This window comes from Burkholderia sp. BCC1638, from assembly GCF_902833195.1.
Lineage (GTDB): Bacteria > Pseudomonadota > Gammaproteobacteria > Burkholderiales > Burkholderiaceae > Burkholderia > Burkholderia diffusa.
The window spans coordinates 48910-66002 of the sequence record NZ_CADFEC010000033.1; the positions used below are offsets into that span (position 1 = coordinate 48910).

The following is a 17093-nucleotide window of genomic DNA, read 5'->3' on the forward strand; positions in this document are numbered from 1 at the left end:
GATCATCGATCGTCGTCGGTCGAACCACGGGGCGATCCCGTGGCACGACCTGCGTTCGCGACAGGATCAATCGCGGTGATCGAAAAGTGGTGCGTGATCCATCCAGTCGTAGCCCGCTGTTCCCTTTGCCCATGCCCAGTTCGTATCGGGTCGTCGTTCACCGGACGATTCGCGCGTCGTCGCGGATCGATCTGCGTCCGCCTCGCGCTCCGGCGCTACGCAGCGCGCGTCGTTGCCCGGTACCGTGTTTCGTTTACCGCTGCCAGTCATTGCATTCACCTTACGATTGAAAAGCGAGTCGCCTCTCGAACTGTCCGCTTCGTTTCATCAGGAAAGACCGGTCAGACGAGAGGACATCGAGCATGTCGTCCGGTTAACGCAAAAAGCAGGCCACGTTCGATATCGAACGGACAGCGTTGATGGTCGGGGACCGAACGCGAAGCGCGGCGCCATATCGGCTCAGATATGGAATCGAAGTTTCAATTCTGAAATCCTGCGCGCCGGGACGGATCGACTCCGATCCTCTCTCGGCGCGTCCAACCGGCGTCAGACTCCATGTGCGCTCAACCGCGCCGAATACCAGCGTGAGAACCGATCGACGTAAGCCTCGGTGAACGGCGAAAACACACCCGGCGCATACGCGGGGTCCTGCGTGCCCGCGTGCGTGATCTCGACGAGGTGCTTGTCCTGCGTATTCGTCGCGACCCATACCTCGGTCAGATCCGACAGTGTGTAATCGACGCCCTCGACCGCGTCGGCATGGACGAGCCATTTCGTGCGCACGAGCGTCTTGTCCGGTGCGAGCGGGATGATGTACGAGATCACCGCGTGGTCGCTCATCACGTGGGTCCACGAATTGTGCGTCCACAGATGCATATCGCCGAGATCGCGCCGCTCCAGCTCGCCGAACAGCTTCGTGCTCGCCACCTTCGTGCTCATCGTCTGCGATTCCCCCTCGCCGGCGATCACGAGCTGCTGCGTCCTGAACTGCGTGACGGCATCCTCGTCGAGCCATTCGACGGTCGAGCCGACGAAGCCTTCACGCTCCCAGTTCGCCTGGCAGGTGGCATTGCGCGCCTGGTATTCCTCGAACGCCTGACGCTGTTCTTCCGTGAGGTTTTCCGGGCAGATGCCGAAATCCTCGGGCAGGAACGAAGCGGTCAGCTCCGGATGAGTGCCAGCGCAGTGGTAGCACTCGCGGTTGTTCTCGATCACCAGCTTCCAGTTGCCGTTCTCGACGATCTCCTGCTCGAACGCGATCTTCGTATGCCGCAGGTCGTACGGCGCGAAGCGTGGCGCCATCGTCTCCTCGAGCTTCGAGATATCTTCGGGTGCATCGTCGTCGAGACATACGAAGATGTGCGTGCCGATGATCCGGGTCTTCACCGGAATCAGGCTGCGGCACTTCGTGTCGAAATCCTTGCCCATGTGCGTCGCGTGGCGCAGTGTGCCATCGAGATCGTAGGTCCATTGATGATAAGGACATACGAGCATTCCGACGGTCGACTTCCCGGCCTCCTTAAGGCGCGCGCCGCGGTGGCGGCACACGTTCCGGTGGGCACGGATGTTCTCGTCGTCGTCGCGCACGATGAGGATCGACGACTTTCCGATGTCGACGGTCGACACGTCGCCGGGCTCCGGAACGTCGGCGGTCACGCCGACCAGGATCCAGTGCTTCCGGAAGAAGACTTCGACATCCGTTTCGAATACGTCCTGACGGCCGAACAGCTCACCGGGCATCCCGTGGCCCGATTGGCGGCCGCGGACCAGCTCGCCATGCGTCTTGACTTGTACTTCGGACATCGTCTTTCTCCAATCCGGTGTTGATGGAATCGCGCGGCTTCGAATGTTCCGCGTCGATTTCAGTATTGGATTGCCGAAAAGGAGCATCAACGCGCTTTATTTTCGTTCTGGCATTACCTTGCGTCATGCGAATCGGGTGTGCGGAAAAGTGCCGGGGAAATCCGGTCACCGAGCCGGGTCAGCGCTGCCCGCCGTCGGCCCGCAGCCAGTCGACGAGGCCGCCGATCGCCGGCGTGATCCTCTTTCCGTGCGGCACCACGATGTAGTAGGCGTCCGTCATCTGCAGGGATGCCACCGGCAATCGCACCAGTTCCCCAGCGTCGAGCAGGTCATGAACGAGCCGCCCCCAGCCGAGCGCGACACCATGACCGTAGCGCGCGGCGTCGATCGCATCGGTGTACAGGCTGCAGCGCAGCGCGTAATTCAGGCGGTCGGGCCGGAAGCCGACGGCATGGAACCACGCCTCCCACCCCATCCAGCCCTCCGATGTCGAATCGGACTCCACCAGCGCGACGGCGGCGAGTTCCGTCAGCGATTCCGGCGTGCCGTGCTGCCGCAGCCAGGCCGGCGAGCAGACGGGAAATACTTCCTCGTCGAACAGCAGGATCGCGGTGCCACCGGCCCAGCGACCATTCCCGTAGCGCACCGCGATATCGATTTCGTTGTGTCGAAGATCGGCGGTAAACATCAGCGTCGCGAGACGCAGTTGCAGTTCGGGCTGCGCGGTCTTCAACGCGGCAAGCCGCGGCAGCAGGCAGAAATGCGAGAACGCGGAGGTCGCCGCGAGGACGAGTTCCTGCCGGATCGGGCCGCTCGTCAGGCGATCGAACACGCCGGCGATCTTCTGCATCGACTCGGCGACCACCCGGTACAGCGCCTCCCCCTCTTCGGTCAGCGCGATCGAGCGATGCAGCCGATGGAACAGGCGCGTGCCGAGCACTTCCTCGAGGAACCTGATCTGCCGGCTCACCGCGGCCTGCGTGACGCCGAGCTCGTGCGCGGCCAGCGTGAAGCTGCCGAGGCGGGCAACCGCCTCGAATTCGACGAGTGCGGTCACGGACGGGATCAGACGACGATAACCTTTGGGCGATGACAACGCAGCTTTCATCTGACGAACGCGCGATGCGGGGCGGCGTGCTATTGAGCGATCTCGACGCCGGCATCGAGCCAGCCGCGCATCATCACGCCGACCTCGTCGCCGAGCCACTTCCGGAACAGCCGGTATTCCTCGCGCGGCTGCGCATTCCGGTGGGTGATCAGATAGTGATGGCGATCGCGAAACACCAGCACGTCCTGCACCGGCCGCATCAGGATGCCCTGGTCGATCTGACGGTGCACGAGGTGGTGCCAGCCCAGCAGCGTGCCCTCGCCGGCTTCGGCCTGCGCGACGAGCAGCCGGTAGTCGTTGCTTTCCAGATACTTGTTCCCGGTCAGCATGTCGGTGCCGTCGCTCTGTTGGAACCAGTTGCGCCACACGCGCCAGTCCACGTGCTCGCAGACCTGCGCGCGGCCGAGCATCGACAGGTTCAGGGTCGGGCTCGAAAGCAGGTCGAGCGGCTTCAGCGACCGGCCGTGAAAATGCCGCTCGTGAAACGACGGGCTGCACACCGGATACACGATGTCGTGAAACAGCGGCTCGGCCTCGAACTCGGGCTCGCGCGGCGGGTTCTTCGTGATGATCACGTCGGGCTCGATGAGCCCGTCGAGTTCCATGAAGTGCTCGGTGACGATCACGTTCAGCCGGATATCCGGAAACCGCTCGCGAAACGCGGGCAGCCGCGACGACAGCCACAGCGCCGAGAACGTATGCGACACGCAGACCATCAACGCATGCTTGTCGGTCCGGCGCACGGCCTCCGCCGCCTCGGCGATGTTCATGATCGACAGGTACGACGCGTTGTAGAGGACGCGCCCCGCATCCGTCAGCGCGATATGCCGGCCGGTTCGCTCGAACAGCGCGACGTCGAGCGAATCCTCGAGCTCCTTGATCTGCCGGCTGATCGCGGCCTGCGTCACGCAAAGCACCTCGGCCGCTTGAGTGAAGCTCTCGTAGCGCGCCGCCGTCACGAAACACCGCAGCGCGCGAAGCGACGGCATCTGCGCGAGGAGTCGGTCTGCAAACAATTGCTTCTTCAACATGGCGTTCACTCTCAAAAACGGAGGTCGGACGCAGCGTCGACGCATTCGTCGACGACCGTCCCCATCGGCTGCCCGCGGACAGTTTCATCGCAAGCCTTTCGATTGTCTGAATATTACGGCTCGCGAGTCGGCCGGGCAGCGTTGCGATGACGCCATTCTCGATCGATCGTGCACTGCGTCGCCATTATCGGAAGCGATGACGGGGACTGCAAGGCGCACGGCGGATCGGCATGTTCGTCGGCCCCGCCGCGCGGCCCGCGCGTGCACTCAGTCCAGCTTCAGCCAGGTGGTCTTCAGCTCGCAATATTGATCGTGCGCGTACACGGATTTGTCGCGTCCGCCGAAACCCGACTGCTTGAAGCCGCCGAACGGCGTCGACTGGTCGCCTTCGCCGAAGCAGTTCACGGTGACGGTTCCGGCACGAATCCGCGCGGCGACCTTGTGCGCGCTGTTCACGTTGTCGGTCCACAGCGACGCGGCCAGCCCATAGCACGTGTCGTTCGCGATCCGCACCGCATCGTCGACGTCGTCGTATTCGATGAAGCACACGACCGGCCCGAACACCTCGTCGCGCGCGATGCTCATCTCCGGCGTCACCTGATCGAAGATCGTCGGCTCGACGAACCAGCCGCCCGTCTCCGCGAGGATCGCGCGCCCGCCGCACACCACGCGCGCGCCTTCCGCCTTCGCCTGTTCGATATGGCCGAGCACCTTCTCGTAATGCTTCTGCTCGATCAGCGCGCCGAGCTTCACGTCCGGGTCGAGCGGATCGCCGGTCTTCCACCCGGCGAGCACCGCCTCGACCTTCTCCAGCAGTTCCGCCTTCCGGCTCGCCGGAACGATGATCCGCGAGCCGGCGCTGCAGTTCTCGCCCATGTTCCAGAACGCGGCCGCGACCGCCTGCTCGGCCACCGCGTCAAGGTTCGCGACGTCCGGCAGGATGACCTGCGGATTCTTGCCGCCGCATTCGAGCACGACGCGCTTCAGGTTCGTATCGGCCGAGTAGTGCAGGAACCGCTTGCCGGTGGCCGTCGAGCCGGTGAACGCGACGAGATCGACGTCCCGGTGGCGGCCGATCGCCTCGCCGGCCTCGCCGCCGAACCCGGTGACGACGCTGAACACGCCCGGCGGCACGCCCGCTTCGAGCGCGAGATCGGCGATCCGCAGCGTCGACAGCGACGTCTGTTCGGCCGGCTTCACGACCACGCTGTTGCCGACCGACAGCGCGGGGCCGATCTTCCACGCGAGCATCAGTGCCGGGAAATTCCACGGCAGCACCGCGCCGACGACGCCGATCGGCTCGCGCGTGATCATGCTCACCACGCCCGCACCGGACGGCGACAACGCGTCGTAGCGCTTGTCGGTCACCTCCGCGTGCCAGCGAATGCACGCGGCCGACTCGGGAATGTCGAGCCCCAGGCATTCGCCGATCGGCTTGCCGGCTTCCAGCGCTTCGAGCAGCGCGAGTTCCTCGGCATGCTCGTCGATCAGTTGCGCGACCCGCAGCAATACCGCCTTGCGGTGCGCGGGCGCGGCCTTCGACCAGACGCCGGATTCGAACGCGTCGCGCGCGGCCGCGACCGCGCGGTCGACGTCGCGTTCGCCGCATCGCGCGACCTCGGCGAGCACCTCGCCGGAGGCGGGGTTGAGCGTCGCGAACGTCTCGCCCGACGCCGACGCGCCGCGCTGCCCCGCGATGAACGCGCGACCGTCGAGCGACAACGCGTTCGCTTTCTGCTTCCAATCCTGATGGGTCGTCATGTTGTTTCCTCAATAATCAAAGCTCGGCACCGGCCGAGAATTCCTTGGCCCAGATTGTCGCCGACACGGCCAGGTCGACGATCGGTCGAACCGGCAGCGGGCGCGGATGCGGCTGCTTGAGCAACTGCTGCACGAGGCTGTTCGATTCGCCGAGCGCATATTCGGCAATCAGCTTGCCGGAGGCCGACCCGCGGCTCAGGCCGAGGCCATTGCAGCCGATCGCCTCGTAGAGGCCGTCGTCGCGCCTGCCGAACAGCGCACCGTTGTTCGCGGACAGGCACAGCGGCCCGCCCCACGTATATTCGAGCTCGACGCCGCCGAGCATCGGGAAGCGTCGCTCGAACGAGCGTTGATGCAGATGCCGGGACTTCGCGAGATCGGCCTGCGATATCTTCACGTCCGGCCGGAACGCGAAATGGTTGCGCACGCAAATGCGATTCGTGATCAGACGCCGCACCGTCGTGCCCATCGGATCGGCCGGAATCAGCGCCCACGACCGCGTGCCGCCGAGTTTCGCCACTTCGTCGGGGTTCATCGGGCGCGTGAGCGACGCGAACGTATAGACGGGCAGCAAGCCGTTCGAATGCATGCCGAAGGTCGCCGCGTATGCGTTCGTGCACAGGATCACCTGCTTCGCGACGATCGTGCCGCCGGCGAAATGCAGCACGCGCGTGTCGCCGCGCGGTTCGATCCGCGTCACCGGGCTGAGTTCGAACACCGTCACGTTGTCCGGTTGCGTCGCCGCCAGGCCACGCATCAGCGCCGCCGGCTGCACGGTGCTGCAGCCCGGCGTGAACAGCGCGCTCGTGTAAAAGTCGGTTCCGGTCACCCCCTGGATGCCGGCCTGGTCGAGCCATTCGCACGCTTCGCCGATGCGGGCCAGCCCGTCGGCGAAATGCGCGAGCGCGGCGGCACCCTTCTTGTTGACCGACGCGTGGAATTTGCCGTCGTCGCGCCAGTCGCAATCGATGCCGAAGCGCCGCACGATCTCGCGCACATAGTCGATGCCATGCCGCTGAAACCGCACGTCCGCACGATCCTCCTCGATGCTGCGCGAGTAGCTTTCGCTGCTGATGTCGTGCGGCAGATCGACGAAGAATCCGGAATTGCGCCCGGCCGTCGTGCGGCCGATCCGGTCGGCCTCCACGAGCGCGACGGACGCGCCGGGTGCCAGTTCCGCCAGCCGCCGCGCCGCGCAAAGCCCGGTGATGCCGCCGCCGACGACCACCCAGTCGAACCGGCTGTCGGACGTCACGGTCCTCGCTTCCGGCGCCGGCGGCAGACTCTCCCACCAGCCGTTCATCCCGTCCGGCGCCGGAAACCGCGCGAATTCCAGAGTCGAGCTCATGGTGAATTACCGACCGTCGCGCAGCAGCGGCTTCACGAGCTTCGCGAACGCATCGCGCTCGTCGTCCGACAGCGCACCGAGCGGCGCACGGGCGACGCCGACCGGCAAGCCGGCCAGCTCGCAGCCGTAGCGCACGTACTGAATGAACTTGCCGCTGCGCTCGAGCAGTTCGAGCACCGGCAGCAGTTGTGCCATCAGCTTGCGACCGGTCGCGAAATCGCCGCGCTCCACGCATGCGTCGAACAGATCGGTGTGCGCTTCGGGCAGGAAGTTCGATGCGCCGCCGACCCAGCTGCGCGCGCCCCACGCGAAGAACTCGAGCGCCTGGTCGTCCATCCCGCAGCTCAGCACGAGCCGGCCGCTGAAGTGCGTCGACAGATGATGCAGATGCGCGATGTCGCCGGTGCTTTCCTTCATCGCGACGAAATTCTTTCGCTCGAGCAATTGCTCGAGAATGTCGTCTCCGATTTCGGTGCCCGTGCGGGCCGGGAAGTTGTAGAGCATGATCGGCATGTCGAGCGCGTCGTCGACCGTGAGCAGGTGCGCGAGCAGTTCCTGCTGCGTCGGTTGCGCGTAGTACGGCGCTGCAACGAGCAGCGCGTTCAGCCCCGCGCGCTTCGCTTCGCGGCCGAGGCGCAGCACTTCCTTCGTCGTCGTCGCGTTGATACCCGCGATCAGGAATGTCTTGCCACCGGCCGCGGCGGCAACCGTGTCGAACGTGCGCACACGCTCGTCGAAGCTCAATGCGTAGTATTCGCCTGTCGTCCCGCCGATGCCGAGACCGGATACCCGGCCGGCGAGATCGGCCGCGTGGCGACCCAGCAGTTCGTGGTTGATTTCGCCATCCGCGTCGAACGGGGTGACCAGCGGTGTGTGTACGCCCTCGAAGCTCATTTTCGATTCCTCAATCAAGTGGTTGCGCCAGGTTTCAGCCGTCAGGCATGAAACCGGCAATTCGACAAAACGTCATCGGTACGCCGCTGCATTCGCGCAGCCAGCTTCCGATCGATTCGATACGTGATCCGTATGATTTCCTACGCCAGGCCCGACTCCAGGATCAGGCAAACGCCTCCGCAGGCGCGTAGATGGGGAACTGGCTGCACAGGTCGCGCACGCGGGTCCGGACCGCCCGCTCGACCGCCTCATCGCCGTCCGGATTGCGCCCCAGCGCTGCCAGCACGTCGAGAATCATTTCGCCGATCTGCTCGAACTGCGCGGTTCCGAAGCCGCGCGTCGTGCCGGCCGGCGTGCCGAGCCGAATGCCAGACGTGACGGACGGGTTTTCCGTATCGAACGGAATCCCGTTCTTGTTGCACGTGATGCCGGCGCGCTCCAGTGCCTTCTCGGCCTGCGTGCCGGTAATGCGTCTTGACCGCAGGTCGACCAGCAGCAGGTGGTTGTCGGTGCCGCCCGTGATGAGCGTCAGACCGCCGGCCGCCAGCACGTGCGCGAGCGCCTGTGCGTTGCGCAGCATCTGGTCGATATAGCGGGTGAACTCTGGACGAAGCGCTTCCGCGAAGGCCACCGCCTTGCCGGCGACGACATGCATCAACGGGCCGCCCTGCAAGCCCGGAAACACCGCCGAATCGATCTGCTTCGCGACCTCGGCGTGGTTCGTCAGGATGAAGCCACCGCGCGGGCCGCGCAGCGTCTTGTGCGTGGTGGACGTCACCACGTCGGCGAACGGCACCGGGTTCTGATGCCGGCCCGCCGCGACAATGCCGGCGATGTGCGCCATGTCGACCATCAGCTTCGCGTCGACGCTGTCGGCGATCTCGCGAAACGCGGCGAAGTCGAGCGCGCGCGGATACGCGGAGTAACCGGCGATGATCAGTTTCGGGCGATTACGCTCGGCGAGCCGCCGCACGTCGTCGTAATCGATGCGCAGCGTGTCGGGGTTCACGCCGTACTGGACCGCGTTGAACCACTTCCCCGACAGCGTGGGCCGCGCGCCGTGCGTAAGGCCGCCCGCATCGAGCGACATGCCCATCACCGTGTCGCCGGGCTTGACGAGCGCGAGCATCACCGCGCCGTTGGCCTGCGCGCCCGAATGCGGCTGGACGTTCGCATGCGTGGCGTCGAACAGCGCGCACGCGCGATCGATCGCAAGCGCCTCGATCCGGTCGACATGGTCGCAACCGCCGGAGTACCGCCGCGACGGATAGCCTTCCGCGTACTTGTTCGTCAGTACGGTGCCCTGTGCTTCCAGCACCGCCGACGACGCGATGTTTTCGGACGCGATCAGTTCGATCTGGCTCTGCTGGCGACGCAGTTCGAGTGCGATTTCCGACGCGATCACCGGATCCCGACTCTGAAGCGTTTCGGAAAAAAAGCGGGCGTTCTCGTTCACTTGCTGACTCCGCGACGCGATTCGTGACGTGCTGCGTGGATTGCGTGTACCGCACACTGCGAGGCCGGCGCCCTCGTCGCGGCCCCGGCCATCGACTTCGGTCGGTAAGACCGGCCGGTTCGCGCGGACGACGCCGATCGCGCCGTCCGCGCCGCTTGGGCGCGGCTTTACTGCTGCAGCCATGCCTTCAGCTTCTCCGGGTGTGCATCGACGAACTTCTTCGCGGCCGTCGCGTAGTCGTTTGTGCTGTTGCCTTCGAACTCGATGGCTTCGACGTCGGCCAGCGTCAGCTTCAGGTGCTTGAAGAACACGTCGGCGCGCGGAAACTTGCCGGCGAACTTCTTCGATGCGAACGCGTGGATCTGCTCTTCACCGCCCAGCGTGCCCTTCGGATCCTTCAGGTAACGCATCTGCCATTTCTGGAACAACCAGTGCGGGCTCCACACTGTCGCGACGATCCACTGCTTCGACTGGTACGCACGTGACACGCTCGCCAGCATGCCGGCTTCGCTCGACGCCTGGAGGTTGTAGCCGTCCAGGTTGTACGCCTTGATGGTCTTCTCGGATGCCTGCATCAGACCGCCGCCCGGCTCGATGCCCTGGACCGTGCCGTTCAGCTTGCTCTTGACTTCCGGCTTGCTCAGGTCGGCGATCGACGACAGCTCCGACTCCGGAACGTAGGTCGGCACCGCCCAGCCGTTCCTGCCGCCGGTATAGATGATGCCGACGTCGTCCAGGTCGTTCTTGTACTTCGCGTAGTACGTCCCGTGCGTGACCGGCAGCCAGCCGCCGACCATGATGTCGAGATCCCCGCGGGCGACGCCCTGGTACTGAATGCCGATGTCGGCCTGGACGAACTGCACCGGTTGCTTGAGTTGCGTTTCCAGCACGTACTTAGCGACGTTGGCCACCGCGAGCACGTCAGCCCAGTTGGTCACCGCGATCTTGACCGGCTCGGCCGCCGACGCCGCTCCTACACCTGCGCCGCAGGCAACCACCGTCGATACCGCAAGTTTCGCCAGAAGCGACTTGAACGTATGGGTATTCATCTAGCACTCCTTGTTAATCACGCGAGTCTTTCAAATGTGAGGAACGCCTTTGGTCGGCGTTTCTGGTCTCCACGCACTGCTACACCGGTTCCGCCGCGGCACCGTGGCCGCGGCGCTTCATCGTCCGTCAACCGCCTTCGACTGCCTGGTTCGTCAGGTACGTGCCGCGCCACGCGGGCCGGCCTTGCCGGCACGCGCGATCGGCTTCTTCACCTTCTTCTTCGCCTTCACGCCGAAGCTCTCCGTCAAGCGATCCAGCACGATCGCGAGCAGCACGACGCCCAGCCCGCCTTCGAAGCCGATTCCGATGTCGAGACGCTGGATGCCGCTCAGCACGTATTCGCCGAGGCCGCCCGCGCCGATCATCGACGCGACCACCACCATCGACAGTGCCATCATGATCGTCTGGTTCACTCCGGCCATGATCGACGGCAGTGCATTCGGCAGCTGGATCTTCCACAGGAGCTGCCAGTCGGTGCTCCCGAACGAGCGGCCTGCTTCGATCAGTTCCTCGCGGACCTGCCGGATCCCAAGAGTCGTCAGCCGCACGACGGGCGGCATCGCGAACACGATCGTGGCGATCACCGCCGGCACGCGTCCGAGCCCGAACAGGATCACGGCCGGAATCAGGTACACGAACGCGGGCATCGTCTGCATGAAGTCGAGCAGCGAGCGCAGAATCATGCCGATCCGGTTGTTGCGCGCACCCCAGATCCCCAGCGGGACGCCGATCACGAGGCTGAAGAAGGTCGCCGCGGTGACGAGCGCGAGCGTCGAGACCGTCTGTGCCCACAAGCCCATGTAATGGATGACGAGCAGCGCGAAGCCGACGAAGATCGAGAACACGATGCCGCGGCGCCACAGCGCGAGCCCCACCATGATCACGACCATCGCGATGAACGGCACGGCGGCGAGACCGTCTTCCAGCAGCTTCACGACCGCGCCGAGCCCCGCCGAGAAGGTGTCGAACCCGACACGGAAATGCAGAAACAGAAAGTTGACGAAGTCTTCCGCGAACTTCCCGATCACCGACGAATTCATGCCGCCCTCCGTTGCATCATCTGCTTGAGTATCGTCCGGCAGGACACGACGCCCGCCAGTTGTCCCGCTGCATCCGTCACCGGCACGTCGTGCTGCTGGGTGAGCGCGATCGACGCGAGCCGATGCAGGTCCGTGTCGATCGACACCGTGTTGAAGTCCGGCAGGAATGCCTCGCGAATCGGCCTGGCACCGGACCGATGCAGCGTGGCGGCCGTCACGCAGCCCAGGTAATGGCCAGCCTCGTCGCACACGTAGCCGCACTCGGCGCCGCTGTCGATCAGCTGGTTCAGGTAGCGGTCGGACGGTGTACCCACGTCGCACCGAAGCAGTCCGCGCTCGACCTTCGTCATCATGCTGGATGCCTTCAGGAAGCGAGACACGTCGACGTTGCGGAAGAAGTCCTGCACGTAGGCGTCAGCCGGCGTCTGGATCAGTTCGGCCGGCGTGCCGACCTGGATCAGGCAGCCGTCCTTCATGATGCCGATTCGGCCGCCGATCTTCACCGCTTCCTCGATATCGTGGGAGATGAACACGATCGTGCGTTGCTCTTCCTTCTGCAGGCGCAGCAGTTCGTTCTGCATTTCGAAGCGAATCAGCGGATCGAGCGCGGAGAATGCCTCGTCCATCAGCAGCACCGAAGGATTCACCGCCAGCGCACGGGCGAGGCCCACGCGCTGCTGCATGCCGCCGGACAACTCGCTCGGCAGCAGCTTTTCGTATGACCCGAGGCCGACGCGCTCCAGTGCGGCGCGCGCGACCTCGTAGCGCTGCGCCTTCTTGATGCCGGCGACTTCGAGCCCATATGCGATGTTGTCGATCACGGTTCGGTTCGGCAGCAGTGCGAAAGACTGGAACACCATCGCCATCTTATGGCGTCGAACGTCGCGCAGTTCCGGTGTCGACATCGGTGCGATGTCTCGGCCTTCGAGCACCACCTGCCCGGACGTCGGCTCGATCAGCCGGTTGAGCAGACGAACCAGCGTCGATTTCCCGGAGCCCGACAGCCCCATGATCACGAAGATCTCGCCGGCCCGCACACTCAGGCTCACGTCGTTGACCGCCACCATGTTGCCGGTTTCGGCGAAGATCTCGTTGCGCCCGACGCCACGCTTCATCAGCTCGATCGCACGCTCGGGCCTCGGACCGAAAATCTTCGACAGGTGCTTGACGGTCAGGATATCGGTACCGGTCGCGACACCCGACCGGGCGATCGACGGCGCACCGTCGGTGGAGATTGCTCCGGGGGGAAGTACGTCGCCCGGTGCAAACGTCAGATTTGGGGCCATTCTGTCATCCCGACTAACTGGTAACGGAAACCGCGAACTTCGCACGTGTCGCCATCGATTGCCCGCTTGCTGCAGAGATTCGATGCCGCTCTCGCGTGGTTGACGGCGCTGATTCAGTGATTGCAGCGTATCAATCCAATTTCGTCGCTCCAGATACATTTTCTGTGCGCTTTTCCATACCTTTGGTAATGCATCGAAGATGGGCAAAATCGCGCGCATGGTGCAGATCTGCGCAAACGACGCGAAAGCCAATGCCGGCGGGGCCGCGCGGGATTCGACGGGAATCGCGGCCATGTGGCGCGCGCAGCACGTGAAACGGCTCGCTAGGGGAAAATCCGGACGGGAAGACTTAAGGGAAACTACCGAGGAGACGGGGATTGGACTGCGCAAATGGCCGTCGAACCGGCTCTCGGACGAAGAGGGCCGGCTTTCGACGAAGGTTGTCACTACCGCACCGCAATCCCCGCGATGAACGGCATTCAAGCCCCCGCCGATGCCACCGTGTGCACGTGATTCCTTTCCGGACAAGGCGTCCGTGATCGGCACGCTCGCGCGCATCACGGACAGCTATTACCGGATGTTCGTCGACGAGCCGCTGATGCGCGACATCTGGCGCGCGACGCAGGCCGACCGTGCGCTGCGGGCGCTCGACCGGGCCGACGGGGCGTTCCTGGCCGGGCTGCTCGCCGATGCGCCGGCCGATGTGACGCCCAGCACCACGCGCATGCAACGTGGCGCGTTCGCGGAGTTGATGATGATCCAGATCGCCGCGGCCGTGCGCCATGCGATCACGTTGCAACCGAAGGCAGCATGGCAGTTGCTCGCGATATTCAAGCGGACGTTGCCGCAGAATCTGGCGGTGCTCGACGCGTAAGCGTGCCGTGCAAAGCAAACGGCCGCCCGAAGGCGGCCGCGTGAAGAGGCTATTGAGACGCCGCTTACTTACTGTAGTCGTACACCCCGCGCCCCGTCTTGCGCCCCAGCCGCCCCGCCGACACCATCTCGCGCAGCAGCGGGCACGCACGGTATTTCGTGTCGCCGAAGTCCTTCAGGAACACGTCCATCACCGCGAGACACACGTCGAGCCCGACGAGGTCCGCCAGCGCGAGCGGCCCGATCGGATGGTTCGCGCCGAGCTTCATCCCCGCGTCGATCTCCTCGGCCGACGCGATGCCTTCGGCCAGCACGAAGAACGCTTCGTTGATCATCGGCACGAGGATCCGGTTCACGACGAAGCCCGGCGCATTGCGCACGCCGATCGGTGACTTGTCGAAACGCTCGGTCAGCGCGCGCACGGCGGACGCGGTCGCGTCGCTCGTCTGCAGCCCTCGGATGATCTCGACGAGCGGCATCAGCGGCACCGGGTTGAAGAAGTGCATGCCGACGAAGCGCGACGGATCGGCGAGCAACGCCGCGAGCGCGGTAATCGAGATCGACGACGTGTTGGTCGCGATGATCGCGTCGGGTCGCGCGACAGACTCGATCTGCTTCAGGATGCGGCTCTTCAGCTCGACGTTTTCGGTCGCGGCTTCGATCACGATGTCGACCGCGGCAAGCTTCGCGTAATCGGTCGACGTCGTGATGCGCGCGAGCGCGGCATCGCGTGCGGCGGCGGCGAGCTTCTCTTTCGACACGAGCCGCTCGAGGCTGCCCTTCAGTGCGGCGACACCCTTGTCGAGTGCCGCATCGCTGACGTCGATCATCACGACGTTCAGTCCTGCAACGGCGGTGGTCTGCGCAATGCCGTTGCCCATGGTTCCGGCGCCCACGACGCCGACGGTTTCGATGGCCATGACGATTCCTGTGTATTCGGATGCTGAGCGGTCGATTATCAGATGTTCTCGAAGATCGCCGCAATCCCCTGGCCGCCGCCGATACACATCGTCACGAGCGCGTAACGCCCGCCGATGCGCTTCAGCTCGTACAGCGCCTTGACCGTGATCAACGCGCCCGTCGCGCCGATCGGGTGACCGAGCGAAATGCCCGAGCCGTTCGGGTTGACCTTGGCCGGATCGAGGCCGAGCTCCTGCGTGACCGCGCATGCCTGCGCGGCGAATGCTTCGTTCGCCTCGATCACGTCGAGATCGGTGATCTTCAGGCCTGCGCGCTCGAGCGCCTTCTGCGTGGCCGGCACCGGGCCGATGCCCATGTACGCCGGATCGACGCCCGCATGCGCGTATGCGACCAAACGCGCGAGCGGCTTCACGCCTTGCGCGCGCGCGGCGTCCGCGCTCATCATCAGCACCGCGGCGGCCGCATCGTTGATCCCCGACGCGTTGCCGGCCGTCACCGTGCCGTCCTCCTTCACGAACACCGGCTTCAGCTTCGTGAAATCGTCCGGGCCGGCGTCGTGACGCACGTGCTCGTCGGTGTCGAACGCGACTTCGCCCTTCTTCGTGCGGATCGAGATCGGCAGGATCTGGTCCTTGAAGCGGCCTTCCGCGATCGCGCGCGCCGCGCGACGATGCGATTCGAGCGCGAGCGCATCCTGCGCGTCACGCGAAATGCCGTACTTGCGTGCGACGTTCTCGGCCGTCACGCCCATGTGGATCGTCTGGAACGGGTCGTGCAGCGCGCCGAGCATCATGTCGACGAGCTTCGCATCGCCCATGCGCTGGCCGAAGCGCGCGGCCGGCACGGTGTACGGCGCGCGGCTCATGTTCTCCGAGCCGCCGCCGATCGCGACGTCGGCATCGCCTAGCATGATCGTTTGCGCGGCCGACACGATCGCCTGCAGGCCCGAGCCGCACAGGCGGTTCACGGTCAGCGCCGGCGTGTGCTGCGCGACACCGCCGTTGATCGCCGCGACGCGCGCGAGATACATGTCCTTCGGCTCGGTGTTCACGACGTGGCCGAACACGACATGTCCGACCGCGTCACCCGAAACGTTCGCACGCGACAGCACTTCGCTCACGACCTTCGCACCGAGATCGGTCGGCGAGAAATCCTTCAGGCTCCCGCCGAAATCGCCGATCGCGGTACGGACACCGCTCACCACCACGACTTCCTTCGCTGCATTGCTCATCGTTTCACTCCGGTTCGTTCGCGCCTGCGGGCGCGGGGATGCGTTTGCGTTACATGTTCGGGTAATTCGGCCCGCCGCCGCCTTCCGGCGTGACCCACACGATGTTCTGCGTCGGGTCCTTGATGTCGCAGGTCTTGCAGTGCACGCAGTTCTGCGCGTTGATCACCAGCCGGTCGCTGCCGTCGTCGTTCTTCACGAACTCGTACACCGCCGCCGGGCAGAAGCGACCCTCCGGCCCCGCGTACGTGCGCAGGTTCACGTCCACCGGCACGCTCGCATCCTTCAGCGTCAAGTGCGCCGGCTGGTTCTCCTCGTGGTTCGTGTTCGAGATGAACACCGACGACAGCCGGTCGAACGTCAGCTTGCCGTCCGGCTTCGGATATTCGATCGGCTGGCATTGCGACGCCGGCTTCAGCATCTCGTGGTCCGCGTGCTGGTGACGCAGCGTCCACGGTACGTTGCCGCCCATCACCTTCTGCTCGAGCCCGACCATCAGCGTGCCCAGGTACAGCCCCTTGGCCATCCACTGCTTGAAGTTGCGCGCGCGGTACAGCTCCGTGTACAGCCACGACTGCTTGAACGCGTCCGGGTACGCGTTGAGCTCGTCGCTCTGGCGGCCGGCCTGCACCGCGTCGAACGCGGCGTCGGCCGCCAGCATGCCGGTCTTGATCGCCGCGTGGCTGCCCTTGATCCGCGATGCGTTCAGGAAGCCCGCGTCGTCGCCGATCAGCGCGCCGCCCGGGAACACCGTCTTCGGCAGCGATAGCAGCCCGCCCGCCGTGATCGCGCGCGCCCCGTACGACACGCGCTTGCCGCCTTCCAGGAACGCACGGATCGACGGGTGCGTCTTGTAGCGCTGGAATTCCTCGAACGGCGACAGGTACGGGTTCGTGTAGCCCAGGCCCACCACGAAGCCGACCACGACCTGATTGTTGTCCATGTGATACAGGAACGAGCCGCCGTAGGTGTCCGACTTCAGCGGCCAGCCAGCCGTGTGGATCACGAGGCCCGGCTTGTGCTTCGCGGGATCGATTTCCCACAGCTCCTTGATGCCGATCCCGTAAGCCTGCGGATCGGCGTTCGCGTCGAGCTTGAACTTCGCGATCAGCTGGCGGCCGAGGTGGCCGCGGCAGCCTTCGGCGAACAGCGTGTACTTCGCGTGCAGTTCCATGCCGAGCTGGAAGTTCTCGGTCGGCTCGCCGTCCTTGCCCACGCCCATGTTGCCAGTGGCGACGCCCTTCACCGAGCCGTCGTCGTTGTAGAGAATCTCGGCAGCGGGGAAGCCGGGGAA

General features: G+C 65.0%; 13 protein-coding genes and 1 pseudogene. 1 reads left to right on the forward strand and 13 read right to left on the reverse strand.

The genetic code is table 11. The features are described from left to right. Positions 1 to 546: 546 nt before the first annotated feature. The 10 genes from HWX22_RS27105 to HWX22_RS27150 all read right to left on the reverse strand — a co-directional run bounded on the left by HWX22_RS27105 (position 547) and on the right by HWX22_RS27150 (position 12777). Complete coding sequence (locus tag HWX22_RS27105) at positions 547 to 1803, reverse strand: aromatic ring-hydroxylating dioxygenase subunit alpha (RefSeq protein ID WP_175910180.1); 1257 nt, start codon at positions 1801 to 1803, stop codon at positions 547 to 549. 178 nt (positions 1804 to 1981) lie between these two features. Continuing rightward, positions 1982 to 2911, reverse strand: coding sequence for a LysR substrate-binding domain-containing protein (locus tag HWX22_RS27110; RefSeq protein WP_175916751.1), 930 nt, complete (start codon positions 2909 to 2911; stop codon positions 1982 to 1984). Between the two features lie 29 nt (positions 2912 to 2940). Beyond that, positions 2941 to 3942, reverse strand: a complete 1002-nt coding sequence (locus HWX22_RS27115) for a LysR substrate-binding domain-containing protein (protein ID WP_175910182.1) — start codon at positions 3940 to 3942, stop codon at positions 2941 to 2943. A 267-nt stretch (positions 3943 to 4209) separates the two neighbouring features. Then, positions 4210 to 5703 (reverse strand): aldehyde dehydrogenase, encoded by a 1494-nt coding sequence (locus HWX22_RS27120; protein ID WP_175916752.1) that lies wholly within the window; start codon positions 5701 to 5703, stop codon positions 4210 to 4212. Between the two features lie 16 nt (positions 5704 to 5719). Further along, on the reverse strand, positions 5720 to 7051 hold the full coding sequence (locus HWX22_RS27125) for an FAD-binding oxidoreductase (protein ID WP_175910185.1): 1332 nt from the start codon (positions 7049 to 7051) through the stop codon (positions 5720 to 5722). Positions 7052 to 7057: 6 nt separating this feature from the next. Then, positions 7058 to 7945: a dihydrodipicolinate synthase family protein gene (locus tag HWX22_RS27130; RefSeq protein ID WP_175916753.1), complete on the reverse strand. Its 888-nt coding sequence runs from the start codon at positions 7943 to 7945 to the stop codon at positions 7058 to 7060. Positions 7946 to 8108: 163 nt separating this feature from the next. Further along, positions 8109 to 9401: a serine hydroxymethyltransferase gene (glyA, locus tag HWX22_RS27135; protein WP_175910189.1), complete on the reverse strand. Its 1293-nt coding sequence runs from the start codon at positions 9399 to 9401 to the stop codon at positions 8109 to 8111. A 167-nt stretch (positions 9402 to 9568) separates the two neighbouring features. Then, positions 9569 to 10450 carry a glycine betaine ABC transporter substrate-binding protein gene (locus HWX22_RS27140; RefSeq protein ID WP_175910190.1) on the reverse strand — a complete coding sequence of 294 codons (882 nt, stop codon included), beginning with the start codon at positions 10448 to 10450 and terminating at the stop codon, positions 9569 to 9571. Between the two features lie 153 nt (positions 10451 to 10603). Further along, positions 10604 to 11491 (reverse strand): proline/glycine betaine ABC transporter permease, encoded by an 888-nt coding sequence (locus tag HWX22_RS27145; RefSeq protein ID WP_175916754.1) that lies wholly within the window; start codon positions 11489 to 11491, stop codon positions 10604 to 10606. Beyond that, positions 11488 to 12777 (reverse strand): glycine betaine/L-proline ABC transporter ATP-binding protein, encoded by a 1290-nt coding sequence (locus HWX22_RS27150; protein ID WP_175910306.1) that lies wholly within the window; start codon positions 12775 to 12777, stop codon positions 11488 to 11490. Before HWX22_RS27150 ends, HWX22_RS27145 begins: the two co-directional genes overlap by 4 nt. A 544-nt stretch (positions 12778 to 13321) precedes the next feature. Here HWX22_RS27150 and HWX22_RS27155 point away from each other — a divergent pair. Beyond that, a pseudogene (locus tag HWX22_RS27155) lies at positions 13322 to 13651 on the forward strand (TetR/AcrR family transcriptional regulator); the annotation flags it as partial. Between the two features lie 64 nt (positions 13652 to 13715). Here HWX22_RS27155 and HWX22_RS27160 read toward each other — a convergent pair. The 3 genes from HWX22_RS27160 to HWX22_RS27170 form a co-directional block, all read right to left on the reverse strand. Then, positions 13716 to 14570, reverse strand: a complete 855-nt coding sequence (locus HWX22_RS27160) for a 3-hydroxybutyryl-CoA dehydrogenase (RefSeq protein ID WP_175910192.1) — start codon at positions 14568 to 14570, stop codon at positions 13716 to 13718. Positions 14571 to 14608: 38 nt separating this feature from the next. Beyond that, positions 14609 to 15802, reverse strand: a complete 1194-nt coding sequence (gene bktB / locus HWX22_RS27165) for a beta-ketothiolase BktB (protein WP_175910195.1) — start codon at positions 15800 to 15802, stop codon at positions 14609 to 14611. Positions 15803 to 15851: 49 nt separating this feature from the next. After that, on the reverse strand, positions 15852 to 17093 hold a 1242-nt coding region (locus HWX22_RS27170; protein WP_175916755.1), incomplete at its 5' end, for an electron transfer flavoprotein-ubiquinone oxidoreductase.